Annotated in this window: 32 protein-coding genes, 2 pseudogenes and 1 riboswitch; of the genes and pseudogenes, 24 read left to right on the forward strand and 10 right to left on the reverse strand. The window is 34.8% G+C overall.

The features are described from left to right. The first annotated feature begins 29 nt into the window (after positions 1-29). Both RBB48_RS10690 and RBB48_RS10695 read left to right on the forward strand, forming a co-directional pair. On the forward strand, positions 30-563 hold the full coding sequence (locus tag RBB48_RS10690; RefSeq protein ID WP_087984814.1) for a DinB family protein: 534 nt from the start codon (positions 30-32) through the stop codon (positions 561-563). Positions 564-663: 100 nt separating this feature from the next. Further along, positions 664-780, forward strand: a complete 117-nt coding sequence (locus RBB48_RS10695) for a DUF6254 family protein (RefSeq protein WP_000038254.1) — start codon at positions 664-666, stop codon at positions 778-780. An 11-nt stretch (positions 781-791) separates the two neighbouring features. Here the strand turns inward: RBB48_RS10695 and RBB48_RS10700 are convergent, their stop codons facing one another. Then, positions 792-2,000 carry an ATP-binding protein gene (locus RBB48_RS10700; protein ID WP_088062582.1) on the reverse strand — a complete coding sequence of 403 codons (1,209 nt, stop codon included), beginning with the start codon at positions 1,998-2,000 and terminating at the stop codon, positions 792-794. 207 nt (positions 2,001-2,207) lie between these two features. Then, positions 2,208-2,251, forward strand: a riboswitch (PreQ1 riboswitch). Between the two features lie 93 nt (positions 2,252-2,344). Between RBB48_RS10700 and queC the strand changes: the two genes are divergently transcribed. The 4 genes from queC to queF are packed head-to-tail and all read left to right on the forward strand — an operon-like array spanning position 2,345 to position 4,723. After that, a complete protein-coding gene (queC, locus tag RBB48_RS10705; protein ID WP_000711595.1) occupies positions 2,345-3,007 on the forward strand; it encodes a 7-cyano-7-deazaguanine synthase QueC in 663 nt (220 codons plus the stop codon). Beyond that, positions 3,007-3,498 carry a 6-carboxytetrahydropterin synthase QueD gene (gene queD, locus RBB48_RS10710; RefSeq protein ID WP_000368411.1) on the forward strand — a complete coding sequence of 164 codons (492 nt, stop codon included), beginning with the start codon at positions 3,007-3,009 and terminating at the stop codon, positions 3,496-3,498. Before queC ends, queD begins: the two co-directional genes overlap by 1 nt. Next, positions 3,491-4,207 carry a 7-carboxy-7-deazaguanine synthase QueE gene (queE, locus tag RBB48_RS10715; protein ID WP_088062584.1) on the forward strand — a complete coding sequence of 239 codons (717 nt, stop codon included), beginning with the start codon at positions 3,491-3,493 and terminating at the stop codon, positions 4,205-4,207. Before queD ends, queE begins: the two co-directional genes overlap by 8 nt. Positions 4,208-4,225: 18 nt before the next feature. Next, on the forward strand, positions 4,226-4,723 hold the full coding sequence (gene queF / locus RBB48_RS10720) for a preQ(1) synthase (protein WP_000918895.1): 498 nt from the start codon (positions 4,226-4,228) through the stop codon (positions 4,721-4,723). Positions 4,724-4,776: 53 nt separating this feature from the next. Here queF and RBB48_RS10725 read toward each other — a convergent pair whose 3' ends face one another. Further along, positions 4,777-4,962, reverse strand: coding sequence for a YkvS family protein (locus tag RBB48_RS10725; protein WP_001165081.1), 186 nt, complete (start codon positions 4,960-4,962; stop codon positions 4,777-4,779). Between the two features lie 260 nt (positions 4,963-5,222). On the opposite strand from RBB48_RS10725, the gene RBB48_RS10730 reads away from it, so the two are divergent. Together RBB48_RS10730 and RBB48_RS10735 are read left to right on the forward strand one after the other, a co-directional pair. Next, on the forward strand, positions 5,223-5,381 hold the full coding sequence (locus tag RBB48_RS10730; RefSeq protein ID WP_157843619.1) for a hypothetical protein: 159 nt from the start codon (positions 5,223-5,225) through the stop codon (positions 5,379-5,381). A gap of 88 nt (positions 5,382-5,469) precedes the next feature. Continuing rightward, positions 5,470-6,073, forward strand: a pseudogene (locus RBB48_RS10735) (histidine phosphatase family protein). A 37-nt stretch (positions 6,074-6,110) separates the two neighbouring features. Here the strand turns inward: RBB48_RS10735 and RBB48_RS10740 are convergent. Beyond that, the gene (locus RBB48_RS10740) at positions 6,111-6,689 is read right to left on the reverse strand and encodes a GNAT family N-acetyltransferase (protein WP_088062589.1); all 579 of its coding nucleotides are present in this window, start codon (positions 6,687-6,689) and stop codon (positions 6,111-6,113) included. A 245-nt stretch (positions 6,690-6,934) separates the two neighbouring features. On the opposite strand from RBB48_RS10740, the gene RBB48_RS10745 reads away from it, so the two are divergent. The 12 genes and pseudogenes from RBB48_RS10745 to RBB48_RS10800 all read left to right on the forward strand — a co-directional run bounded on the left by RBB48_RS10745 (position 6,935) and on the right by RBB48_RS10800 (position 16,803). Then, complete coding sequence (locus RBB48_RS10745) at positions 6,935-7,129, forward strand: hypothetical protein (protein WP_000356682.1); 195 nt, start codon at positions 6,935-6,937, stop codon at positions 7,127-7,129. Between the two features lie 25 nt (positions 7,130-7,154). Beyond that, positions 7,155-7,472: a hypothetical protein gene (locus RBB48_RS10750; protein WP_000502198.1), complete on the forward strand. Its 318-nt coding sequence runs from the start codon at positions 7,155-7,157 to the stop codon at positions 7,470-7,472. 476 nt (positions 7,473-7,948) lie between these two features. Next, positions 7,949-8,308 carry a class Ib ribonucleoside-diphosphate reductase assembly flavoprotein NrdI gene (gene nrdI, locus RBB48_RS10755; RefSeq protein ID WP_000634376.1) on the forward strand — a complete coding sequence of 120 codons (360 nt, stop codon included), beginning with the start codon at positions 7,949-7,951 and terminating at the stop codon, positions 8,306-8,308. Further along, positions 8,295-9,422, forward strand: a pseudogene (locus RBB48_RS10760) (ribonucleotide reductase N-terminal alpha domain-containing protein); the annotation flags it as partial. The gene nrdI and the pseudogene RBB48_RS10760, both read left to right, overlap by 14 nt. 383 nt (positions 9,423-9,805) lie before the next feature. Next, positions 9,806-10,756, forward strand: coding sequence for a ribonucleotide reductase large subunit (locus RBB48_RS10765; protein ID WP_306628300.1), 951 nt, complete (start codon positions 9,806-9,808; stop codon positions 10,754-10,756). 93 nt (positions 10,757-10,849) lie between these two features. Then, positions 10,850-11,818 carry a class 1b ribonucleoside-diphosphate reductase subunit beta gene (gene nrdF, locus RBB48_RS10770; RefSeq protein ID WP_306007619.1) on the forward strand — a complete coding sequence of 323 codons (969 nt, stop codon included), beginning with the start codon at positions 10,850-10,852 and terminating at the stop codon, positions 11,816-11,818. A 216-nt stretch (positions 11,819-12,034) separates the two neighbouring features. Beyond that, positions 12,035-12,415, forward strand: a complete 381-nt coding sequence (locus RBB48_RS10775) for a GntR family transcriptional regulator (protein ID WP_000687513.1) — start codon at positions 12,035-12,037, stop codon at positions 12,413-12,415. Continuing rightward, positions 12,412-13,110, forward strand: a complete 699-nt coding sequence (locus tag RBB48_RS10780) for an ABC transporter ATP-binding protein (RefSeq protein ID WP_048544987.1) — start codon at positions 12,412-12,414, stop codon at positions 13,108-13,110. The genes RBB48_RS10775 and RBB48_RS10780 overlap by 4 nt, the downstream gene beginning before the upstream one ends. After that, positions 13,107-13,901 carry an ABC transporter permease gene (locus RBB48_RS10785; protein WP_306007620.1) on the forward strand — a complete coding sequence of 265 codons (795 nt, stop codon included), beginning with the start codon at positions 13,107-13,109 and terminating at the stop codon, positions 13,899-13,901. Before RBB48_RS10780 ends, RBB48_RS10785 begins: the two co-directional genes overlap by 4 nt. Before the next feature lie 14 nt (positions 13,902-13,915). After that, entirely contained in the window at positions 13,916-14,818 is a 903-nt protein-coding gene (locus RBB48_RS10790) for an ABC transporter ATP-binding protein (protein WP_000528799.1), read from the forward strand. Further along, the gene (locus RBB48_RS10795; RefSeq protein WP_088062593.1) at positions 14,818-15,594 is read left to right on the forward strand and encodes an ABC transporter permease; all 777 of its coding nucleotides are present in this window, start codon (positions 14,818-14,820) and stop codon (positions 15,592-15,594) included. Before RBB48_RS10790 ends, RBB48_RS10795 begins: the two co-directional genes overlap by 1 nt. Positions 15,595-15,789: 195 nt before the next feature. Then, positions 15,790-16,803, forward strand: a complete 1,014-nt coding sequence (locus RBB48_RS10800) for a CPBP family intramembrane glutamic endopeptidase (RefSeq protein WP_306007621.1) — start codon at positions 15,790-15,792, stop codon at positions 16,801-16,803. 28 nt (positions 16,804-16,831) lie between these two features. On the opposite strand, the gene RBB48_RS10805 is transcribed toward RBB48_RS10800, so the two are convergent. Next, positions 16,832-17,014, reverse strand: coding sequence for a DUF3913 family protein (locus tag RBB48_RS10805; RefSeq protein ID WP_000707107.1), 183 nt, complete (start codon positions 17,012-17,014; stop codon positions 16,832-16,834). Between the two features lie 100 nt (positions 17,015-17,114). After that, positions 17,115-17,567 (reverse strand): Lrp/AsnC family transcriptional regulator, encoded by a 453-nt coding sequence (locus RBB48_RS10810; RefSeq protein ID WP_088062596.1) that lies wholly within the window; start codon positions 17,565-17,567, stop codon positions 17,115-17,117. A gap of 126 nt (positions 17,568-17,693) precedes the next feature. Between RBB48_RS10810 and RBB48_RS10815 the strand changes: the two genes are divergently transcribed. The 3 genes from RBB48_RS10815 (at position 17,694) to RBB48_RS10825 (ending at position 19,153) form a co-directional block, all read left to right on the forward strand. Then, positions 17,694-18,122 carry a carboxymuconolactone decarboxylase family protein gene (locus RBB48_RS10815; RefSeq protein ID WP_088608344.1) on the forward strand — a complete coding sequence of 143 codons (429 nt, stop codon included), beginning with the start codon at positions 17,694-17,696 and terminating at the stop codon, positions 18,120-18,122. Next, complete coding sequence (locus tag RBB48_RS10820) at positions 18,115-18,669, forward strand: cysteine hydrolase family protein (protein ID WP_306007622.1); 555 nt, start codon at positions 18,115-18,117, stop codon at positions 18,667-18,669. The genes RBB48_RS10815 and RBB48_RS10820 overlap by 8 nt, the downstream gene beginning before the upstream one ends. Before the next feature lie 85 nt (positions 18,670-18,754). Then, positions 18,755-19,153: an SseB family protein gene (locus RBB48_RS10825; protein ID WP_000435201.1), complete on the forward strand. Its 399-nt coding sequence runs from the start codon at positions 18,755-18,757 to the stop codon at positions 19,151-19,153. Between the two features lie 27 nt (positions 19,154-19,180). Here the strand turns inward: RBB48_RS10825 and RBB48_RS10830 are convergent, their stop codons facing one another. Then, positions 19,181-20,101, reverse strand: a complete 921-nt coding sequence (locus RBB48_RS10830) for a S66 peptidase family protein (protein ID WP_088062602.1) — start codon at positions 20,099-20,101, stop codon at positions 19,181-19,183. Between the two features lie 115 nt (positions 20,102-20,216). On the opposite strand from RBB48_RS10830, the gene RBB48_RS10835 reads away from it, so the two are divergent. Further along, on the forward strand, positions 20,217-21,311 hold the full coding sequence (locus RBB48_RS10835) for an NAD(P)H-dependent flavin oxidoreductase (protein ID WP_088062604.1): 1,095 nt from the start codon (positions 20,217-20,219) through the stop codon (positions 21,309-21,311). Between the two features lie 17 nt (positions 21,312-21,328). On the opposite strand, the gene dltD is transcribed toward RBB48_RS10835, so the two are convergent. The 4 genes from dltD to dltA form a co-directional block, all read right to left on the reverse strand. Further along, entirely contained in the window at positions 21,329-22,504 is a 1,176-nt protein-coding gene (dltD, locus tag RBB48_RS10840; protein WP_097890370.1) for a D-alanyl-lipoteichoic acid biosynthesis protein DltD, read from the reverse strand. Next, positions 22,501-22,740 carry a D-alanine--poly(phosphoribitol) ligase subunit DltC gene (dltC, locus tag RBB48_RS10845; RefSeq protein ID WP_000807310.1) on the reverse strand — a complete coding sequence of 80 codons (240 nt, stop codon included), beginning with the start codon at positions 22,738-22,740 and terminating at the stop codon, positions 22,501-22,503. The genes dltD and dltC overlap by 4 nt, the downstream gene beginning before the upstream one ends. Before the next feature lie 68 nt (positions 22,741-22,808). Continuing rightward, positions 22,809-23,975 carry a D-alanyl-lipoteichoic acid biosynthesis protein DltB gene (gene dltB, locus RBB48_RS10850; protein WP_097890368.1) on the reverse strand — a complete coding sequence of 389 codons (1,167 nt, stop codon included), beginning with the start codon at positions 23,973-23,975 and terminating at the stop codon, positions 22,809-22,811. Then, positions 23,972-25,486, reverse strand: a complete 1,515-nt coding sequence (gene dltA / locus RBB48_RS10855; protein WP_097890366.1) for a D-alanine--poly(phosphoribitol) ligase subunit DltA — start codon at positions 25,484-25,486, stop codon at positions 23,972-23,974. The genes dltB and dltA overlap by 4 nt, the downstream gene beginning before the upstream one ends. Positions 25,487-25,490 lie beyond the last annotated feature (4 nt).

Here is a 25,490-nt window from a genome sequence, read left to right on the forward strand (position 1 = left end):
TTTCACCAACAAAAAGGGGGGAAAGAATTATGCTTCAATCTAATATGGATGTGAGTTTAGAAAGTTTGGTGAACTCATTACAGTCTACTCGAAGCACGCTATTATCAGAAATTGAAATGTTAAATGATACAGAAGTGAATGTAAAGCCACGCCGTGATAAATGGAGTATTATTCAAATTTTGCATCACTTGCATTTAGTTGAACAATCAGTTACATCTGCCCTTGTATATGCTTTACAAAAAAATGAAAGAAACACGACTCCATTTAAAGACCTCCAACTTACGCTTGATCGCACACATAAACGAGAAGCTCCTCAGCAAATGGAACCAACAGAAACGTTAATGAAAAAACAGCAAGGAATTCAATTGCTAGAACATTCACGACAAGAACTATTACACGCGCTTCATAGTGTGATAGATGAAAAAGATTTATTTGAAAATGGATTAAAGCATCCTATTTTTAACGATTTGAATTTGTATCAGTGGGTTCAATTTCTTGATTTGCATGAACAAAGACATCTTACGCAGTTAAAAGAGGCGAAACACGCAATTTTGCAACGATAATCAGAAGGAAGTGGGAGACCACTTCTTTTTTGATACGTGCATAGTTTTCTTTCTTATTTTGGAATACTACATGGAGAAAGAATAGAAGGAGTTGAAAAGTATGTCCAAGAAAAAGAAAGAAGAAGAGCGCGCGTGGAAAGCACGTAAAGAAAATCAAAAACCACATGGTAAAGTGAAAGCCTTTGCTGAATTAGTTGAAGGAACAGAAAAAACGTGATGAGTATTTCATCACGTTTTTTGTATGAGTGGAAAAGTTAATAAGAAGGTTGTACCTGTACCTTTTTCGCTTATAATATCAATTTTTCCGTTCATAGCTTGAATAACACTGAATACGACCATCATTCCAAGACCAGTTCCTTTTTCTTTCGTTGAGTAGAAAGGGGATCCAAGGCGTTTTACTTGTTCTTGATCCATACCAACTCCTGTATCTTTTATATACAATTGTATATGCTTATGGTCTGGAACTAAAGTGAGTACGAGATCACCGCCTGTAGGCATTGCCTCAATACAGTTTTTTAAAATATTTAATAAACATTGGTTTAGTTTTTGTTTTTCACCAGCGATATAGAAAGATGTACTTTGTTTGATATAGTGGATACGAACATTTGTTAAATTAGCAAGAGGTGTGATTAAAGATAAGGCATGCAATAATTCTTCCTCTACTTGTAACTGTTGTTCTTTTTCAATACTTGGTTTCGCGAAAGTTAAGTAGTCTGTAAGAACATGATTTGCTTGTTCGATTCCGTTGATGGCTATGTCGATATATAATTTTCGCTCTTGCTCAGTGCATGTATTTGACTGCAAGAGTTGTAAAAATCCTTTTGTTGAAGTTAATGGATTGCGAATCTCATGAGAGATGGACGCTGCCATTTCTCCAATTAAATGGAATTTTTCGGCATTCATAAGTTCGTTTTGAAGACGAACTTGCATTTGTAGTATGTGTAGCAAATATAAAATAAGGATTGTTCCAATTATTGTACATATTTCGTACACGATAATATGGGGTATGTAATCGGCGCTATTTGTAACCTCTGAGAGGAAAGAAGGTACCCAGCCCAAGCTAAATATGAGACTGTAAAAGATAGCGAGTGCTATTTTTATTCGATTAGAACTGCGGTTAAATAGTTTGTATGTTAATAGTAGAACAATAAACAGTAGAACCGAAGCGATAAGGGATGGAAAAACACCTATTCCCCCTAATAAGAAGCGGTATATGTTTAATACAGTTAAGATGGAAGCACCAGCAATAGGGCCCCCTGTTAATGTACCGACAATTAATACGATATGGCGCATATCAAATTGAAATCCATAATTTGTTTTTGCTCCGAAAGTAATACATAGTATGGTAGCGAGGCAACATAATGCAATAAATATAGCTGAATTTAATTTAGGAGAACGTTTCCCTTTTTGATTCCAAAATAAATGGTATACGAGCATTGTAACAAGGATGAATAATATATTTAGAAAGAGATAAATAATAAAGGGTTTCAGTGGGGTGCCTCCTCTCTTCTCGCATTAAATTCATCATACTATAAAATGAAAGAAATGAAATGAAAAATAGCGGAAAAATCAGAAATTTTTTCTGGTAGTATACAATATGTTACAATAAGCTTTGTCAATGAAAGAAGGAATTCCGTGCATTGCACGGGAGAGGTTCGCGAACTCCCTCTATAAAAAACTATGGAAACAACAATATCTTTAGGTATTGTTTTGTTTTTTTATTGTGACAGTTCAAGAACGTTCTTTCTTCTTATTCGTAGTAGAGAAGGAGAATGAGTGAAATGAAAAAAGAAAAGGCAGTTGTTGTTTTTAGTGGAGGACAAGATAGTACGACATGCTTATTTTGGGCAATAGAGCAGTTTGCAGAAGTAGAAGCTGTAACGTTTAATTACAATCAACGTCATAAACTAGAAATTGATTGTGCAGCGGAAATTGCGAAAGAGCTAGGAATTAAACATACGGTGCTAGATATGAGTCTATTAAATCAACTTGCTCCAAATGCGTTAACGAGAACGGATATGGAGATTACACATGAAGAAGGTGAATTGCCATCGACGTTTGTAGATGGACGAAATTTACTATTCCTATCATTTGCTGCTGTATTAGCAAAACAAGTTGGAGCACGTCATATTGTAACGGGTGTATGTGAAACTGATTTCAGTGGTTATCCAGATTGCCGTGACGTGTTTGTGAAATCGTTAAACGTTACTTTAAATTTATCCATGGATTATCCGTTCGTAATTCATACACCACTTATGTGGATTGATAAAGCGGAAACATGGAAATTATCAGATGAACTTGGAGCATTCGAGTTTGTTCGAGAAAAAACATTAACATGTTATAACGGAATCATTGGTGATGGTTGCGGTGAATGTCCAGCATGTCAGCTTCGTAAAGCAGGATTAGATACGTACCTACAAGAACGCGAAGGAGCAAATAACTAATGGATAATTTCTTTGGATTTCGCATCGTAGAAAATTTGCAAAAAATGGACAAGGATATTCAGCGTAAACAGCTCAAATATCATAATAAAAGAGTAATGGTCAGCAAGGAATTTACATTTGATGCAGCACACCATTTACACTGTTATGAGGGGAAATGTAAAAACTTACATGGTCACACATATAAAGTTGTATTTGGGATTAGTGGATATGTAAATGAAATAGGTCTTGCGATTGACTTTGGAGATATAAAAGAAATTTGGAAGAATGAAATAGAAATTTATTTAGACCATCGTTATTTAAACGAAACGTTACCAGCAATGAATACGACTGCTGAAAACATGGTCGTTTGGATTTATGAAAAGATGGCAGAAGCATTACTAAAAGATAATCGTGCGAACGAATATAAAGGAGCTCGTGTTGAATTTGTTCGTCTTTTCGAGACGCCAACTAGTTATGCGGAAGTAAGACGGGAGTGGATGCTCGATGAGTAAAATCCCTGTCTTAGAAATATTTGGTCCGACCATTCAAGGTGAAGGAATGGTTGTGGGACAAAAGACGATGTTTATCCGTACAGCTGGCTGTGATTATAGTTGCGCATGGTGTGATTCTGCTTTTACGTGGGATGGATCGGCTAAGGAACAAATTAGACAGATGACAGCAGAGGACGTTTGGAACGAGCTTGTAGAAATTGGTGGCGAAAATTTTTCTCATGTTACGATTTCAGGTGGAAATCCAGCATTGTTGAAAAATATTGAGTTTCTTCTTTCTATATTAAAAGAGAATGGAATGCGGACGGCAATCGAAACGCAAGGGAGTAAATGGCAAGATTGGTTACTTCAAATTGATGAGATAACGATTTCTCCAAAACCACCAAGTTCGACGATGAATACTGATTTTCAGAAGTTAGATGCTGTTATTCAGAAACTAGCAGGAAAAGATATTAGTTTAAAGGTAGTAGTATTTGACGATTATGACTTTGAGTATGCAGTTAAGATGCACGAACGTTATCCAAATGTTCCATTCTTCTTACAAGTAGGGAATGATGATACAAAAACTGTGGATGATGCGATGTTGATTAAAAAATTATTAGATAAATACGAGTGGCTTATTGAAAAAGCGGTTAACTGTAAAGAAATGAATAATGCAAAAGTATTGCCACAGCTTCATGCGTTAGTATGGGGAAATAAACGCGGAGTATAATGAGAAGGGATGTTTAAAATGGCAGGAAGATTAGATGAAGATTTAAAAGATGTAACTTTATTAGGAAATCAAAATACAAAATATTTATTTGAATATAGCCCAGAAATTTTAGAGGTATTTGATAACAATCATCCAAACCGTGATTATTTTGTGAAATTTAATTGCCCTGAATTTACAAGTTTATGTCCGAAAACAGGTCAACCAGATTTTGCAACAATTTATATTAGCTACATTCCAGAACAAAGAATGGTAGAGAGTAAATCTTTAAAGCTATATTTATTTAGTTTCCGCAATCATGGTGACTTCCACGAAGATTGCATGAACGTTATTATGAATGATTTAATTAAATTAATGGATCCGCGTTACATTGAGGTATGGGGGAAATTCACACCACGTGGAGGGATTTCAATTGATCCTTACTGCAACTACGGTCGCCCAGGCACGAAGTATGAACAAATGGCAGACTACCGTATGATGAACCATGATCTATATCCAGAAACAATTGATAATCGTTAATATAATAGAAAGAAAGGATCTGTATGTTATACAGATCCTTTCTTTCTATTATATTATGCATTTTGATTAATGACAGTATAGTTTTTATGACTTACAACTGTAAGAGGTTCCATATCTAGTTCTCTAAAATTTTCCATAATTGTTATATCTACAATAACGGAGTTTTGATTTACTTTTTGAACACGGCCTTGCATTCCACCTTTAAATTCAATGATATCTCCAGTTTCTGCGATCTGCATAAGCAACTCTCCTTGTTACAGTTTTCCAAAAAAAGAATAATTTTGGTTTTTTTTTATTTCCTCTTATTTTGAACCATATTGTCTAGTTTGTAAATGTTTCCAAAGTAAAAATTCGAAAAATATTCACATTTTGTAAGAAAATATGCAAGAACTCCAAGTTATTAGAAAAAAAGAACGGTTTAAATGCGTGCATCTTTATATAGGGGTATAATGAAAAAATACAATAACCTACTAAAGTGGGAGAAATTAGAGGCGGTAAAATGATGTTTGAATTTGTGGGGAGTGTTATAGCATTAACTTTATTTGTATTTTCTTATATAAATTTAAAAAAGATTCGTCATCATGAAACGACTACATATTTTGATGGGATGGATGGTATACATGCTGGGGTCACACATGAGAGTGGTGGGGATATGTAAAGGTGTATAACTTTCTTTTTTTGCGTGGTATGATATTTAAAAATAGTACATAATAGAGTTCGTAAGTGATGAATGGAGAGTGGAAAGAATGAAGATTTCTTTTATTCGTCATGGCCGCTTAGATCGTACTATAGAACCAATGACGGTTACATCCTTTCATGAATGGATGAAAGGATATGACTTACATAACTATAACAGAAAAAGCACCTATACCAATGGAAACAATGGAAGCGGTTGAAGCAGCAAAGTTGATTGTAACGAGTGATCAAAGGTGTGCTATACAGTCAGCAGCTGAATTAATGAATTCTTTATCTTTTATGCAAAATTCTCTTTTTAGGGAAGCTGAAATTCCGACGAATTTTTATGCTCCAACATGGTTGAAATGTAAACCTAACGTATGGATGTTTATCGGGCGAACATTATGGATACTTGGTTACTATAAAGGTGTTGAGTCTTATAAGGAAGTAAGAGAGAGGGCAAGGCAAGCGGCTTACTTATTACACCGTTATGCTCTCGTACATGGAAGTATTGCTCTTGTAGGTCATAATTACATTAATGCAATGGTTGGTGCGGAGCTGAGAGCGATGGGATGGTCTGGTTCTCCTATTTTACATAGGAAGCCATGGGGATGTACAACCTATACATTCCACGAAGCGATGGATGGAAATATATTAAATACAAAATTAACATAAAAGCACACGATTTATATATAAATCGTGTGCTTTCTTTTTAAGACATAGAAATTTTGATGTTTAATGTTTTTACGAGGTGTGCATAAGGTTCGCCTACAAGCATAACGATTTGATCTTTTTTATAACCTAGTTTTTCATATAGTGAATAGGCACGTTTGTTTTCTAAATTAACAAGTAATGCGATTTTTTCATGCTCCTTTTCAGTTGCATGGATTTCAGCAGCTTCAATTAATTGAGAACCGATTCCTTTTCCGCCATATGCACTTGAAACTGATAATGTATCAATGTAATATTCATCAAGTTCAGCTTCTTTTTCTAATGTAATTGATTCATCTTTATGTAATTCTCTTAAGTAATGTACAATTGGTGCATCAAGACTTGTTGCTTCACTACCGTGATAAGCGACAATAACCCCAACTGCAACCCCGTCTTGTACATATACAAAACAGTTTTCATAGCTCAGTCGATTTCTCTCTTTTGAGAACCATGTTTCAAGTCCTAGTAATACTTCTGTCTCAACTGTGCTGCCTGTGATTTTTTCAGCAATTTCGTGCAGAGCGTTATATAATAAAGGTGCAATTGCCTTCGCATCTGTCTTTTTTGCTTTCCGAATCATAGTATCCCTCCTAATTCTATTTATATATTGTAGCATAGTGGTATGGAACTTTGCATAATTGAATACTGAAATGATTGATATAGAGAAGTAGCTATGTTAGTATATGATATTTAGTGGACATATACTAAAGAGATCTTTTTTGAAAAATAATGAAAATGAAATGAAGGTATAGCACCTGGATAATTTTACAGTTGTTGACCTATAGAATATACGATAAAATAAAATATTGCATAGAGGTGAAATACATGGATAAAGAATTAGCAAATGCAATTTTGGATCAGCTGAAAAATGGTGAAATAAAGGAGTATGTTGTTACGAAAGATGTATTTTATACGTTCAGAGAAGTTGTAGTAAGTCGAGAAGATTTTAAACATATTATTGGGAACGCACAGCGCGGCGGACAAGTAATTTATACATATTCAGAAACGCCACGTTCGTAACTAGAAGAATATAGGGAGGGGAATTATGGGCGATTTTAAACAAGGCATATTACCGCATTGGGATTATATGTGGAAAGATAGAGCTGGCAATAGGTTTATGGGGATGGTCATGTATCCAGAGAAACGAAAGTGTTCGGCAAAAATGCTTCAGAAAATAAAAAGAGCATATGAAGAGGCTATAGAAATTAAAGTAACCGTACAAGTTCAACATACATATCAGTACGTAGAAGGAATGATTGTGTACTTTGATGAAGAAGCTCCTGTATGTACAATGATTGATAAAGATGAAAATCCACATCATATATTTGTAAAAGATATTTTGCGCATTGAGCACTCAGAATAATCTTTTCATAAATAAGTTGAATTTCCATAATAATAATCTTTTTCTATAATAGTTATCTTTTAGTATGTAACGCGAACCGAAAGTATATGTATAATATTTAATAAAGTAAAACTGATAAATGTAATCGTTTTTTAGAACAGATTATCGTTTCATGTCTGTTCTTTTTTGCGTGATGCTGGAGAAATATATTCCTCCAGCATTTGCCGTTTTATGACAAAATATATTGGTAACTTTTTTTAAAATAAGGTTAAATTCGTTGACAACTTTTTTGAAAAGCACTTTATTGACATGAGTTTTAGAATGTTGTTTCATAGTCATTGTATTGAAAAAAATCGACTGTCTTGTCGAAAAGTAAAATTTAAAAAAAGAAAGAATTTATACATATATCTTGTGTCTTATTTTGAAACGTAATACAATATATAGAGAAAACAAGAAACAACATACAGAGAGTATAGATTGGAGAGGGAGGGTCGGAAATGATAGTTGCATATGATTCTATGACAGGAAACGTGAAGCGTTTCATTCACAAATTAAATATGCCGGCCGTTCAAATTGGTGAAGATCTAGTAATAGATGAAGACTTTGTTTTAATTACGTATACAACAGGTTTTGGCAATGTACCAGAACGTGTTTTAGAATTTTTAGAGCGCAATAATGAAAAATTAAAAGGCGTATCTGCAAGCGGCAATCGTAACTGGGGAGACATGTTCGGTGCAAGTGCTGACAAAATTTCTGCTAAATATGAAGTGCCTATTGTATCAAAATTTGAGTTATCAGGAACAAATAATGATGTAGAATATTTTAAGGAAAGGGTGCGGGAGATTGCGACACATTGAACTGAATAATGAAATCACGCAAATGCAGGACGGTTTTTATCAGCTTCATAAAGATAAAGAGGCATTAGAAGTCTTTATGGAAGAAGCTAGAGAAAATACCGTTCATTTTAATAGCGTGGCAGAGCGAATGGAGTATATGAAAGAATATGATTACTATTACAACGTTCTGGACGAGTATAGCTTGGAGGAAGTAGAAGAGGTATATAACATCGCTTATGGTGAAAACTTCGAGTTCCAATCTTATATGGCAGCATCTAAGTTCTACAAAGATTATGCGTTAAAAACAAATGATCAAAAACAATACTTAGAAAGCTATGAAGATCGTGTAGCAATTGTTTCATTATACTTAGGACGCGGTGATGTTGCGAAGGCAAAACACTTCGCAAGCATGATTGTAAAACAAAACTACCAACCAGCGACACCAACCTTTTTAAATGCGGGACGAAGCAGAAGAGGAGAAATGGTGTCTTGTTTCTTGTTAGAGATGGATGATAGCTTAAATTCAATCGGCTTTAACATTAATACTGCAATGCAATTATCAAAAATCGGCGGTGGAGTAGCTTTAAACTTGTCTAAGCTACGTGCACGCGGTGAGCAAATTAAAGGTATCGATAACGCTGCAAGTGGTGTAGTACCTGTTATGAAATTACTTGAAGATTCGTTTTCATATGCAAATCAACTTGGGCAACGAAAAGGTGCCGGCGCAGTATACTTAAACATTTTCCATTGGGATATTATTGAATTCCTTGATACCAAAAAAATAAATGCCGATGAGAAGAGCCGTATTCAGTCTCTATCAATCGGAATTATCGTTCCAAGTAAGTTCTTTGAGCTTGCTGAGAAAAACGAACCTTTCCATGTTTTCGCGCCTTATACGGTGTATAAAGAATACGGAAAGCATTTAGATGATATAGACATTGATGAAATGTACGATGAATTAATGAGCAATCCGAAAGTGAAGAAGAAGCCGCTAGATATTAGTGCACGTGATATGCTTATTAAAATTGCTATGATTCAGCTTGAGTCTGGTTACCCATACTTAATGTTTAAATCAAATGCAAATAACCAACATCCACTGAAGGATATTGGAACTGTGAAGATGTCGAACTTGTGTTAAATATGTAGCACCTTCTAGTAGAAATGCTAGTCGAAAACTCCGTTAAACGGGGAAAGCCTCAAATTTGAGGTAACCTACCGTGCTAAATCTTATCTTAGAATGAAAATATAAAAGTTCAGAATGTATCTTATTATTTTGTATAGCAGAGTTATGGGACAACATAAAGTAATAAGAGACTTTCTGAAGTATGTAAGATAAGTAAAAGCCTAACGACTATCCCTTATGGGAGTAGAGCGCAAGCGATTGGCGTTCGAAAAGCGGAGCACCTAATCAGGTAATGCTGTAGGTGATGATATAGTCTGTCCTGTATGGTGACATACAGCAGTTGCATGAGCAACGGACTGAGGAGTAGCGGACTCGGTTGAACATTCGAGACAGAAATCTTCCAGCTTCAAGAAACTTCTGAAATAAATGATTACGGTACAGATGATATTATCCGTCGTGATATTAACTGTAATTTAGGATCGTTAAATATCGTAAATGTAATGGAAAATAAAGAAATTCGTGAAGCTGTTCATGCGGGAATGGAAGCTTTAACAGCTGTGTCTGATATGACGATCATTCCGAATGCACCAACTGTGAAAAAAGCAAATGATGAGCTTCATTCAGTTGGACTTGGCGCAATGAACTTACACGGATATTTATCAAAAAACAAAATCGCATATGAAAGTGCAGAAGCAAAAGAGTTCGCTCGTACATTCTTTATGATGTTAAATTACTACTCTATTGAGAAAAGTATGGAAATCGCTAAAGAAAAAGGCGAAACATTTAAAGACTTCGATAAGTCTGATTATGCGAATGGCACATACTTTGAAAAGTACGAAACGATAGATTACAGCCCAGTAACTGAAAAAGTTCAGCAACTATTTGAAGGAATTCATATTCCAACAAAAGAAGATTGGACAAGTTTAAAAGAGCAAGTGAAGAAGAATGGATTATATAATTCATACCGTCTTGCTATCGCTCCAACACAATCTATCAGTTACGTTCAAAATGCAACTTCAAGCGTAATGCCGATCGTAAGTCAAATCGAATCAAGAACATATGCGAATGCGACGACATATTATCCAATGCCGTATTTATCAAAAGATACGTTCTGGTACTATAAATCTTCTTACGATATGAATCAGTTTAAATTAATTGATTTAATCGCAGAAATCCAAGAACATATTGACCAAGGAATTAGTACAATTCTTTACGTTAATAGTGATATTTCAACACGTGAATTAGCACGTTACTACATCTATGCACATAAAAAAGGCTTAAAGAGTCTTTATTATACGAGAACACGTAAGTTAAGCGTGGAAGAGTGTGTAGCTTGTACCGTTTAATATAAAAAGTGAGACATCATGAGCAGGGTTTTCTGAACCCTGCTCATGCTTAGTTATCAATTTTTCATGTTTATTTAGAGAAGGGGCGATTGAATGCGTGCGGTAAACTGGAACAAAAAAGAAGATGATTTTAGTTTAATGTTTTGGAAGCAAAACATCGCTCAGTTTTGGACAGAAGAAGAAATCGCAGTATCTTCTGACAAAAATACTTGGGCACAATTATCAAAAGAAGAGCAGATTGCTTATAAGCGTGTATTAGGTGGTTTAACACTTTTAGATACGAAACAAGGTGGCGAAGGGATGCCACTTGTACTTGTTCATCTTGAAAATTTACAAGCGAAAAGTGTATTAGCTTTCATGGGAGCTATGGAAGAAGTACATGCGAAGAGTTACAGTCATATTTTCACAACGTTAGCTACTGAAGAAGAAATTGATGATATTTTTGAATGGGTAGACAATCATCCATTACTTGAGAAAAAAGCTGGTATTGTTACTAGTTACTATCGTCGTTTATTAAAGCCTGAAGTAACGAAAAAAGAGTTATACATGGCGATGGTAGCAAGTGTATTCTTAGAAAGTTACTTATTCTATAGTGGATTCTTCTACCCACTTTACTTAGCAGGTCAAGGTAAATTGACAGCAAGTGGTGAGATTATTAACCTAATAATTCGTGATGAGTCAATTCACGGCGTATTCGTCGGTATTTTAGCACAACAACTCTTCGCAGAACTTGCTGCAGAAGATCAACAAGAAGTGCAAAAAGAAACACAAGAGTTATTAATGGAACTATATGAAATTGAAATGGCATACACAGAAGAAATTTACACTTCTATCGGTCTTGTAGAGGATGTAAATCGTTTCGTTCGTTACAATGCGAATAAAGGACTTATGAACTTAGGACTTGAGCCGAAGTTTGAAGAAGAAGAAATTAACCCAATCGTTTTAAATGGTTTACGTACAGATACGAAAAACCATGATTTCTTCTCTGTAAAAGGGAATGGTTACGTAAAAGCAACGAACGTTGAAAAGTTAGCTGATGATGACTTCGTGTTTGATTTTTAATATATACTCATAAAGAAAAGCTGTCTTATTCATTGATAAGACAGCTTTTCTTTATGGATTTGTTTACATAACACTATTATTTTTGTATAACGAGTTTTGTTTAAAAAGTTCTATCCAGCAAATGGATAGAACTTTTTTGTAATTAAATGGGTATTTACAAACTATTTGTATCAGTGTATTATTTAACTAGTACACCAATACAAAAGGAGGGAAGAAATGAAAATAGAGTTTTCTCCAAATACACCAATTTACATTCAGGTAATGGAATACATAAAAAAAGAAATCGTAACAGGACATTTATTGCCGGGTGATAAAATTCCCTCTGTACGTGAATTAGCGAGTGAATTACAAGTAAATCCAAATACGATTCAGCGTACATTTCAAGAGCTAGAACGGGATGGGGTTGTTGTCACACGTAGAGGAATGGGACGATATGTAACGAATGAAGGGGAGAAAATTATGGAGCTGCGAAAAGAGATGGCGAAAGAATTACTTCATTCTTTTATAGATGGAATGGACAATTTAGGTTTTTCAGAAGAAGAAATTCTTACAATCCTTCGCTCTTCATTACACGAGAAGAGGGAGGAGAGCGAATGACAGAGTTATTAAAAATAGAAAACTTATGGAAGAGATACGGATTGAAAGCAGTGATCCGTGAATTAAACATAGAGATTACGGAAGGGAAAATTATAGGACTCGTTGGAGATAACGGGAGCGGGAAAACGACGTTATTGAAAATGATTGCCGGTCTGCAGCATCCTTCCGAAGGCAGTATTACAATCGCTGGTAAAAAGGTAGGATTAGAAACGAAAGAAATTGTTTCTTTTATGTCGGATAAACCAGTATTTGATGATTGGATGACGGTAAAAGATTCTTTATTCTTCTATCGAGATTTTTATAAAGACTTCGACATTCAAAAAGCGGTAGATACAATTGCGGAATTTAAAATACCGTTAGAAGAAAAAATTACAGCTTTATCAAAAGGTATGGTTGAAAAGCTACAAATTATTTTAACATTTTCGAGGAAAGCGAGGTTATACGTACTAGATGAACCATTGGGCGGGATTGATCTCGTTTCTAGGGAGCATGTACTGGAACTTATTTTACAGTTTTATCGCGAAGACTGTACTATTTTAATTGCAACACATTTAATTGGAGAAGTGGAAAATATTTTTGACGAAGTAATCTTTTTAAAAGATGGTGAGAGTGTATTGCATGAAAATGTAGAGGAATTACGTTTCCAAAGAGGAAAAGCTGTTACGGATTTGTTTAAGGAGGTGTTTAGTAGATGAAGGCCAGTTTAATATATATGTACAATGCGAATAAAAAACAAATTTTCATTTCGTTATTGTCATTCATATTTATTGCAGCTGTCGCTTTTGTAAGTATGGGGAATTATATTAAACAAGAATCAGGAGAAGTAAGGCAAATGATTATAGTTGCCTTAGTATTCTTAGTTTATATAATTTTTGCGGTATTAGTATTTCTGCAGGCGATGTCTGCGTTTGGGAAAATGACCGAAAGTACATTATTTCGATTAACACCGATATCTGGTAAAAAAATTATTTTAGCAATATTGTCATATGCGGCAATTAGCTTAATGTGTTTTGAAGTAATAGGTACTATGTTTTTCTATAGCATTTCGATGAAAGTAATAAAAGGTACAGAACTCTATGGATTGTTATTTACCGAAAGTACACTTACGTTAGATATAGTAAAACAATTATTTAGCAGTGTGTTATATGTATTTAATTTATCAAGTGTATTGTTAGTTTTACTTTTTACAGTAGCTGGCGTTAAAGTATTTTCTTTGAAAAAGAAAAAAATGGAGTATGTAATTATTTTCTTCTTATTTTTACTAGTAACGAAAGTAATCAATATGATATATGAAATGCTAGGTGGACTTGCACCTACACCTGCTTTTATAACAAAGTTAGTGTATATAGATGAATCATCAGAAGCAAATGTGTTTCTTTATCCAGAAAAGCTTATGAATTTATATAGTATTGCTTTTTCAATCGGTATATTTGTTTTATTTGTTTATATAACAGGTCGCATAATCGATAAGAAACTAGAAGCCTAAAGGAGGAATCAACATTGGGAAATGTAGTAGTAAAGTTAGAGAATGTTCGAAAAAAGATTGGTGGAACGGAAATTATCCGCGGTTTATCATTTGAAGTTCGTGAAGGGGAAGTGTACGGGTTTCTTGGACCGAACGGTAGTGGTAAAACGACGACAATTCGTATGATGACAGGTCTTATATCAATGACAGAGGGCGATATTACAATTTGCGGTCATAGTATTCGCACGGAGCGTGAAAAGGCGCTAGAGCAAATTGGGGCGATCGTAGAAAATCCTGAACTATATGATTATATGACTGGAATGCAAAACTTAAAGCATTTTGCGAACATGGCAATTACACCAATTAGTAAAGAGCGCATTGCTGAGATTGTAAAGCTTGTCGAATTAGAGCACGCGATTCATAAAAAGGTGAAAACATATTCACTTGGTATGAAACAACGTTTAGGAATTGCACAGGCATTACTTCATCAGCCGAAAATCTTAATTTTAGATGAGCCAACAAATGGATTAGATCCAGCGGGTATTCGCCAAATTCGAGATTATTTACAACGTTTAGCGAAAGAAGAGAATATTGCTGTAATCGTATCAAGTCACTTATTAAGTGAAATTGAACTCATGTGTGATCGCGTCGTTATTATTAAGCAAGGTGAGTTTGTGCAAGAGTACAACTTACACGAACAAGCGAAACATGATGAGACAGTAGTTGTAGCGTTTGAAGTAGATCAAGTACAGAAAGCGAATGAAATCATTAAAGGTAAGACGCAAGGAAATGTAATTGCAGTATCTGTCATGAAAGAAGAAATCCCACAACTTGTAAAAAAACTTGTGAATGACGATGTGCTTGTATACGGAGTTACTGTTCAAAATAAAACGTTAGAGGATGAGTTCTTAGCGATTACAGGGGGAGTGAAAGCGTAATGTTTAAATTAATTCAAAATGAATTTTTAAAGTTACATGCGAAAAAAGGTATGTATATTTTAATTGGTGTAATTGCAGTATTGGAGATTTTGGGAGTTTTAGCGATGCTGAAATGGGGAGACGGAAGTGAATTTAAAGGATCATATTTAGATTTTGCAAGTTCAGAGATTGGTTTAATTACTTTGTTTGCAACAATTTTTGGGATTACGATTGCTTCTCGTATGATTACTGATGAGTTCCAAAAAGGTACAATTAAGCAGTTATTAATCCGTCCAAGAAAGCGAATTACAGTTTTATTCTCTAAATATATTACAGTGTTACTTACTATAGTATTTATCATATTTGCTAGCACGTTAATTGCAATGATTATTGGCGGAATTGTAATGGATGGTAGTAAAACGGAATTAACGGTAGGAATCGTAATGAAATCTACTTTATATCAAGTACTTTCGCCGTTCTTCTTTGCGACGCTTGCATTTTTCTTAGCAAACGTATTTAGAAAGTCTGTATTACCATTAATTATTACGATGTTTCTCTTCTTCTTACAAGGAGCAATTAATATGGTATTAATGATGTTTGCAAAAGGTGTAGCGAAATTTGTAGTGTTTTTCCATTTAAATTTAAGTGTGTACGATAGCAATAAACTAGTAAGTGGCGGAACGGAACCAACATTTACAGAGTTTACATTTACAACTTCCTTATTACTTGTAGCTGTATACTTTGTTGTATTACTTGTAGCATCAAGTGCATTATTCCAAAAACGTGACGTATTATAATAAAAGAAATCCCCGCTTGTAAAAACGGGGATTTTTATTACATAACTTTCTCGTATATTTCAACTGTAAGAAAAGAATGATTACTATATATATTGTTCGAAAGTATTTGAGAAAAATAGGGAGAATTTCAACTATATTCATATTATAATTTAATTATCACACCATTTATTTTACTATCTTTGGGGGTGTTCTATTATGCACTATGCATTTTCACGTATAAGGCTACGCAGTTTTTTTGGATGGATGATTATAGGATTGTTCCTTACGATGATCCCATTAAGTCTAGCAAATGTTTCTGAGAATACGATGGAGGTTATTTCACAAATAACTGTATTTTTTGTATTTCCGTTATTTTGGTTATACGTAAAAACAAATAAAAATAATGTTGTGTTTAACAGTTTTTTTGATAAGCCAGGACGTTTACCGTGGGGATTAATTGTATTAGCAACGATAATGGGAATAATTTTTTCAGTTGGTATATCTCATATTCAATTTTACATATTAGCACATACGTTACCGAATTTCTTAGTTACTATGTTAGAAGAAGGAAATGTTATTAATACGAGTAACATATATATGACGATATTTACTTTCGTTTCAGCATGTGTATTAGCACCTATTATGGAAGAGGTTATTTTTAGAGGCTTCTTTTTACAGCGCATGGCTTATAAATGGGGCATTAAAAAAGCTGTAATCATATCTTCACTTATTTTTGGTTTAGGACATTTTGATGTTATTGGTGCATTTATGTTTGGTATTGTAATGTGCCTTTTATACATAAAGACGAAAAATATATGGACGAATATCGCTGTACATGCTCTAAATAATTTAATTGCAACAAGTATGCAATTTGTCGGTGGAGAAGAGAGTAGCGCAATCTCAATTACTGAATTACAAGCGCAAAGTAATTTATGGATCGGTATTGGTCTTACAGTTGTTGGATTACTTTGGTTAATTCCTTACGTTTGGAAACAATGGCGTACAGTAAAAGAAGTGGGTGTGCCACTAGTGCGCTTTATAAATGAGGAAAAAGTGGTGAGTGCATTACAAGAAAATGAAGTGTATAGTCAAGTGATCGTAACAGATAGACTGATGGCTGTAGAGCTACCAGATGAGGCTGTAAATAAGCTTCGATTAGAAGAAAATGATTATGTAACAGTATCTGTAGAAGAAGATAAAATTGTAATAAAGAAAGCGCGTGATAGATAATTAAAAAGTAGCTCTTAGGAGCTACTTTTTAATTTGTAATAATTTCTACACGAAAATTATTACCGTTCTTTACATATTTAATATCTGTAACAGTGCGGACTGTTTTTAAAATCTCCACTTTTTCACCAATTCGAGGGATAGTCGGAACATTATCCCAAATGCCAAGTAAATCATCTAATTGTGCCGTTTTTTCATAAAACCAGATTTTCAATGTAAAGCCCCTTTCTCGAACTTTATGTATTTTAATACATAATATATTATTTTTATTCTTATTGTAAGGGGTTTTTTTGTATTTTATGAATAAAAATAAATTAAGCTTCTGGGAAGATATGTTCAATATCAGGAGTAAGAGATACTTCTGATAATACGATATGAGAAACTGTCGTTGCATATGAAGAAACATCATTGATAAAATCTTCAAGTTCAACGAGTGAAGGAACAGAAATTTTTACAATGTAGCATAAGCTTCCTGTTACTCGGTAACAAAAACTTGCAGATGGATAAGACTGAATAAATTGTTGCATACGTGTTGTATCACCATTTTTTAAAGTGATTTCTAGAATACAATCTAAAACGAGTCCTGCCTTTTTATAATCAATATCGATTGTGTATTTTTGAATAACACCTTCGCTTTCGAGCTTACGAACACGTTCTGAAGTAGACGGAGCAGATAAGTTTACTCGTTTAGCCAATTCACGCATCGAAAGGCGACTATCATTATATAATTCATTTAAAATTTTTCGATCAACACGGTCTAATTGCATTTGTAAATATACCTCCAATAAAATAATGATTTTTGTAAAGGAAAAATATAAATTAAGATTCATATGAAATGTAAAGTGAACGTTATTTATTTTACAATAAAACAGAAGGAAATAGGAGGGGAAATGATGGAGAGAATTTCATTATCAAATGTAGGAGATACAAAGTTTCAAAAGTTATTAGGGCATAATTCGGATATATTACATTCGTGGAGTACGTTAGAAGATACACTGTACAATAAAGGAACTCTTTCAGCAGAGTTGAAGGAGCAAGTGAGAAGAACATTAGCGTATGGGAATGAATGTCCGTACTGTATGGCAAAGGGAAGACCTGATGATGTGCAAAAGGCAGAGGAGATTGGTGTAGCTGTTACTTTTGCGCATACATTTGTTCATGACCGAAAAGCAATAGATGATACTATGTTTCACGTATTAAAACAATATTGGACAGAAAAAGAAATTGTAGAGCTTTGCGCCTATGTTTGCTTTATTACTGCGTCACAACAACTTGGTTTTCTGTTTCAATTACAGCCGAATGAAGGAGAAAATGATGACTAATCAAATAGCACTTATTATAATTGATGTACAAAAGGCGTTTCAGTCACCATACTGGGGCGAGAGAAATAATCTTTTTGCTGAAGAAAACATGAGAATGTTATTAGCAGAATGGAGAAAAAGGAAACGACCAGTTTTTCATATTCAACATGTAAATAAAGAAAATGCTCAATCGATGTTTTATGAAGGAGCGGAAACGGTGAACTTTAAAGAAGAGCTGAAGCCATTACCAGGTGAAGTGATTATTCAGAAATCTGTTAACAGAGCGTTCATTGGGACAAATTTAGAAGAGCAATTAAGAGAGAACAAATGTAATGCAGTAGTGGTTGTAGGATTAACGACAAATCATTGTGTGGAGACTACGACACGAATGGCAGGAAATTTAGGATTTACAACGTATTTAGTGAGTGATGCAACGGCTACTTTTAACCGTAAAGGTCTAGATGGTAAAGAGTATAATGCAGAGGATATTCACAATATGACACTTGTAAATTTACATGAAGAGTTTGCTACGATTGTAACGACAAAAGAAGTGTTAAAATTATTTTAAGAAAATAATTGCGAATTATGTAGAAAAAAATAAGAATATTTCGTATAATCTAAGTACAATCATTTTGAAATAGGGGTGGCATCATATGGAGCAAATTCCGGTAAAGAGAATAGAAGAAGTACTTGTTGTAGCAGGGGACGATAAACAGAAGCAAAAGGAATTTTATGAATTGCTCTTATCTACTGAGTTTTATGTTGCTGGTTCACTAGAAGCAGAGGACGGGGCAACAGAAGGAATACTTCGTTTGCGTCATTTCCAAGGAGAGGGTAGATGGATCGTTCCGTTCTTTACACAAATGGAATTTGTAAAAGACGTGTTGCCAGAAGGAACGCCCCTTATTACGATACGTGGAAAAGAATTATTTGGTAGCATTGAGAAAGATGCTACAGCAGTATTAAATGTTGGCACTGATATAAGTAAAACATTTATTCCAGAAGAAGTTGCAGATATCGCATCTGGACGAATTTTTAATTATTATAAATAAAAGGAAAAGCGGAATCGCTTTTCCTTTTTAATTTGAATACGGATTGGCTACGCCAGAAGAAATAGAGATTGTTTTATTATTTGTATTTATTGTCGCTGTAGCTCCAAGAGGAATCCCGATGTTTGGGCTTATATGTCCAATCGGTAAACCGAATAGGACAGGTATATGATATGGTGCGAAAAATTCATATAGTATTGTTTGCAATGATTGAGATGGTTTAGAAGGAGTGCAGTCGTGACAACTTGTAAAAATAACACCGCTACATTCATTAAACTTTCCAGATATAAGTAGCTGATTTAACATACGGTCAATGCGATACGGTTCTTCCCCGATGTCTTCAAGCAACAAAAGTTTATTAGCCGTAATTATCTCATAGGGTGAGCCAATTATACTCGTTAATACAGTTAAATTTCCTCCCGCCAATGTGCCTGTAACTGTACATGGAGAGGTAGGTACGATACATTCTGAAGCAGATAAGATGGTTGAATACGGATGGAATAGTTGATTGAAAGAAGATAAAGAAAGAGAATCTACACCTTTACCTAATTCTTCAACCATTGGACCATGAAAAGTAACAAGCTTTGCATAACGTGAAAAGGCCGTATGTAAAGCTGTAATATCGCTATATCCCCAAAAGATTTTTGGATTCTGCTGAATGATTTCATATTGAATGTGAGGGAGGAGACGAGCACTTCCGTAACCACCTCGTGCACAGAAAATGGCCTTTACTTCATTATTTGTAAATGCTTCATGTATATCATCGAGCCGAACTTGATCACTTCCAGCTAAATATCCATATTTCTTATAAACACTCTTCCCAATTACTACAGATAAACCCATTTCTTGTAATAGGGTTACCCCTTTTAATACATTTTCAATTGTTGGTGGGCCGGACGGTGCAATAATCATTACTGTATCACCTTGTTGTAACGCATTTGGATATATCATTGTTTTCAGCCTCCTTCACTTTCAATATATTCGCTTCATAGGAAGTTCAACCCTTGTAAAAGAAGGGGAAAGTTTGTCAAATAAAGAAGATATAAGGGGAATAGGAGGAGAAATGATGTTTACAAGTCGAGTTATAGATACATTACAAATTAAGTATCCCATCATTCAAGCAGGTATGGCAGGTGCAATTACGACGCCTGAGCTTGTTGCAGCTGTAAGTAATAGCGGAGGACTAGGAACGCTTGGAGCAGGCTATATGAGCCCTGAGCAAATTCGTGAAGCAATTTATAAAATAAGGGAACGAACTGATAAGCCTTTCGGTGTTAATTTACTGTTAACGAAAGAGATACAGATAGAAGAAGAGAAAGTAAACTTGGCAAAGGTATTGCTTAGCGGAGTGAATAGAGAATTCGGTATAGAGGAAGAAGAGACGATAAAGCTTCCAAAAAGCTATAAAGAACAATTACAAGTGTTAGTAGAAGAAAACGTACCAGTCGTTAGCTTTGCATTTCAAACGTTAGAAAAAGAAGAAATAGATGACTTAAAAAGAAGAGGAATAAAAGTCATCGGAACAGCTACTCATGTGAGAGAGGCGAGGGTGCTTGCTGAATTAGGAGTAGACATTATTGTCGGTCAAGGTAGCGAGGCAGGAGGGCATAGAGGAACGTTTATTGGGAAAGAACAGGACGCTATGATTGGGACGTTTGCATTAATTCCACAGTTAGTAGCAGCAGTCCCGCATATCCCAATTGTTGCAGCAGGTGGTGTAATGAACGGACAAGGGCTTGTTGCGGCATTTACACTGGGGGCAGAAGCTGTTCAAATGGGATCAGCCTTTTTAACGAGTAAAGAAAGTATTACGCATGATGTGTATAAAGAAGCAGTGTTACATAGTACAGATACGAGTACAACTGTGACCCGTGCGTTTTCCGGGAAATATGCGCGGGGTATTCGTAATGAATTTATAGAGAGACATGAAGGGAAAGAAGAAGGGCTTCCGATGTATCCAGTGCAAAATGTATTAACCTCTAAAATACGCCAAGAAGCAGCAAAACAAAATAAAGGAGAATATATGTCACTTTGGGCAGGACAAGCGTCATCATTAGCGCGAATAGAATCAGCTCAGCATGTAGTGGAGCGAGTGATGAAAGAAGCAGATAACGTAATCGAACAATTGCAAAGTGTATATAGAAAAAGACCACTTGAATAATTCAAGCGGTCTTTTCTTTAGTTTGCTTTATAAAATTGTTGGATGGCTTCATCGATATAAACCCAGCCTTTCCAACCTAAGTGCATGTGATCTTTTAAGAAGTATTTATCATACTCATGATTTGAGAAGTCGGCAATTGGATAGCCAGCTTTCTCAATTTGCTCATGAACTTTCTTATAGTACAATTCTCGGCGTTCTTTCGGGAAGCCCGCGTAATCGTACCAAGGACCTTTTACAGGAACAGAAATGAAGAGTGGTTTTGCACCAGATTGTTTTAATAAATCAAGTACAATTTGTAAATCTTCATATTCTGGCGATTGATCATAAGCATCATTTTTTAAGTAGCCTTCACGTTGCTTTAATTTCTTCTTGATTTTGCTGTTGAAGTAATCATCTTCGATACCATATTCGTTAGAACCTGATTCTACTGCACCAGTTTGATCTGCATGTTTACGAGCTTCTTCCCAATTCATTTGTTTTAATGAAGGGTCAAGTTTTTCTTTATGCGGTTTAATATCAAACATTGCTGTAAATAAATCTTTACGATCTAAAATGTTACGATAAATATAAGCGAAAGGTTTAGCAGCAAGTGCTTTTACTTTATGCTTTGTATCATCATAAACGATACCTTCAAGCGAAATTTTTAGTAAAGTTTCTTTCTTGACGATCTCAAAGTTTAATAAACGTTTTGCAATTTGCTTTTTCATTTCAGGCTTTAAGTCATCATTGAAAAGCAAGTGATAGCCTTGTTGTTTTGAAAAGTTAGGTGCAAAGTGTGTTTCATCAATACCTTGTGGTACAAACCATTGAGGAGAAAGAACGAATACCATTTTCTTACCCTTCAATTGATCCATTGTAGATGCAAAGTTTAACACATGTACAAGGTCTTGTGTTCCTCCGCGTCCAAGTAGGAATGGTGTGAACCCTTCAGGCTTTACTTTGAAATAATTTGATGGATGGAAAGCATCCATACGTGCGAATTCCGATGAACCGTACATCGGAAGGTATTTCGGGTCTGCTAACATTTTTTGCTGTAATATCATACTTTGAATCTTTTCTTCTTTTAAAGAAGTGGCAGCTTGTTCTACTTTTTCATCACTTAAAAGTGGAAGTAGAAAGCGCGTTGGAATAAGTAAGAATACAGCAAAAAGGGCCAATGCTAAAAGCATCGGACCAAATTTTGCTTTGTTCATCGGATTTCTTCCAACTTCTTGATAACCATGTTTGGTGTAGCCCACTCGTCACGGTCAAAATCAGAAATAGAAACTTCAATATCTAAACGCTCTTGGAATTCAACTAATAAAGATACTACAGCGAAAGAATCAAGAATACCTTCTTCAAATAATTGAACATCTAAGTTTTCTTTCACAATATCGTTTTCACATACTTCTTCTAAAATATCTAATACTTGCTCTTTAAATTCTGCCATTTTTAAAATCTCCTTTATATCCGAAATATATTATATGTGCAACTTCTTACTAGTATAAGAAGGGTGCATTAAAAGTATCTGTTAAGGTGTCCAGAGAAAATTAGGAAACCGAAACATACAACGTGGAACGTAATTACAATCGCAAGGATGTGTGTAAATTTATTGTTTGGCCAAAACTTATGCTTCTTGTTTTTTCGCTCGAAAATATCGAATAAAATAAACAGTGCGGCATGATAAAGACCATAAATAATGTATTGATACACATGCTCACCAGTAATATGCCATATTCCCATGATGAAAAAGTTTAAAAATGCACCGATATACGAAATTGTGTAACGGTTTTTAATTAACTTTTTCTTCGTTGCAAAAAAGACGAAACGCATGTAAATAAAATCACGGAACCAGAATGATAAGGTCATGTGCCAGCGATTCCAGAAGTCTTTAATGTTACGACTAATGAATGGTTTATTAAAGTTTTCTGGAATTTTAATTCCCATCATATAACTTACACCAATTACAAATGAGCTATAACCAGCGAAGTCAAAGAATAAATATAAGCTATAGCTATACATGTAAATCATATTTGATAGGATTGTATCTTGCTGAGCGAATGCCGGATCCATAAAATATTGCTTTATTAAGTAAGCGATAATAAATTTATACAAGAAACCTTGGAAAATACGGTTTAGCCCTGTATATAGTAAATTTTGATATTCTTCTGCACTAGGTGGCTTTTGAATATCTTTTTGGAATCTGCGGTAACGATCGATAGGTCCCGTTGAGATAGCTGGGAAGAATAAAATGAATTCCCAAAAATTAAAGAAGGAAAGTTCTTTAATTAAGTTATCACGAACTTCAAATACCATTTGTACTGCTCTAAATGTTACATAGGACATTCCTAAAAATACAACAAACTTTAGCTCAGGTACAAACGGTGCAATTTTTGCTAAAACGAGCGGTAAAATCGACAAAATAACAGCTATACAAAACATGAATGTACTATTATTTTGTTTTCTTAAAATTAAATAGCCTTTAATAAGGGCATATTGCCAAATAATAAATGCGGCTAACATAATCGCTTGCTTCGGTTTATCCGAGAAGATAATAACGAGCATTACTAATGTTAAAACGGCATTATATTTACGCAACATTTTACCTTTTAGTCCAGCTATGATAGTAGGTATTAATAAAATGCCCACTATAGCGAAAAAATAAAATGATCCATATGCGGTCATGCTGTAACCTCACTCAATAATTTTTTGCGATCTACCTTTCCATTTGGTGTCATTGGAATAGAAGATTGATACATGAATTTACGTGGAATCATGTAGTTTGGTAATCGCTCATTGAGTTCTTTTTTAATTGCAGATGTTAATTTGAATTCTTTTTCAAATGAATGTTCGCCAGGAACAACAACCGCTAATAAATAATCGTATTTCTCACCTTTTTTAATTGGAACGATAACTGCTCCTTCTACGTAAGAACACGCACGAAGGTGATGCTCAATTTCTTCTAATTCCATTCGATAACCATGCAGCTTAATTTGGAAATCAAGACGACCATTATAGAATAGAAGACCATTTTCAACATAGCCAGCATCGCCTGTTTTATAGGCGCGCTCACCGTCAATCATAGTAAATGCTTTTTCTGTTAATTCAGGGCTTCCTAAATATCCAACACTTACGCTTGGACCGACAATTACGATTTCACCTTTTTCACCATCAGGTGCAAGCGTACCATCTTCTTTCATAATAAGAAGGTGGCAATCTGATTTACAGTAGCCAACTGGAAGTGATTTGTATTGATCAAGCACTTCTTCTGTAACGTGAATACCTGTTACAGCGACAGTAGCTTCTGTTGGACCGTACGTATTCATAATTGTCGCTTTCGGGAAACGCTCAATTAATTTTCTAGCTACTTCATTTGGTAACACTTCACCGCAGAATAAGAATGTTTTCATGTTCGGTAGCATAGTCTCAGAGAAAGATGCTTCCATTAAACACATCTCTGCGAAAGATGGTGTTGAAGTCCATACTTGTATATCCGATTGCTCTAAAGAAGCAAACAAGTCTTTTGGACGTGCAATCATATCTTTATCGATTGCCCAAAGTGTACCACCTGTTACTAATGATGGGTAAATATCCATGACAGATAAATCGAATGAGAAAGGTGCTTGGTTTAAGAATACTTGTCCTGTTTGTAAGTTGAAATCTTCTACAGCCCATTTTGTAAAGCTTACAAGGCAGTTATAAGTAATCTGAACCCCTTTCGGATTACCTGTGCTTCCTGATGTGTAAATAATGTAGAAGTTCTCATCACCTTTTACCGCATGTTCAGGATTTGGAGTGTTCCCTTTATGAGTAAAGAAAATATCTTTTAAGTTGTCTTCACTTACAATGCGAACTGGTAAATCAGTTACAGTTACTTCAGTTCCTGATAAAAGTAGTTTCGCACCAGAATTTTCAGCGATACGTTGTACACGATCAGCTGGGATAGATAAATCTACAGGAATATAAGCGTGTCCAGCTTTTACACATCCTAAAAAGTTAATAATCATTTCAGGTTGCATATGGCCATACACCATAATTGGTGAACGATCATCTGGATACTCAGAAGAAATCCAATGTGCTAACGCATCAGAATCTTCCTTTAATTGTTTGTACGTAATTTTCGCATCTCGCCAAACAAAAGCAGTTTGATCAGGCGTTTCAATAGCCCACTTTTCAATTTGTTCTAATAACTTCATAACG

The sequence above is a fragment of the Bacillus sp. MMSF_3353 genome (assembly GCF_030733445.1).
In the GTDB taxonomy this organism is placed as follows: Bacteria; Bacillota; Bacilli; order Bacillales; family Bacillaceae_G; genus Bacillus_A; species Bacillus_A wiedmannii.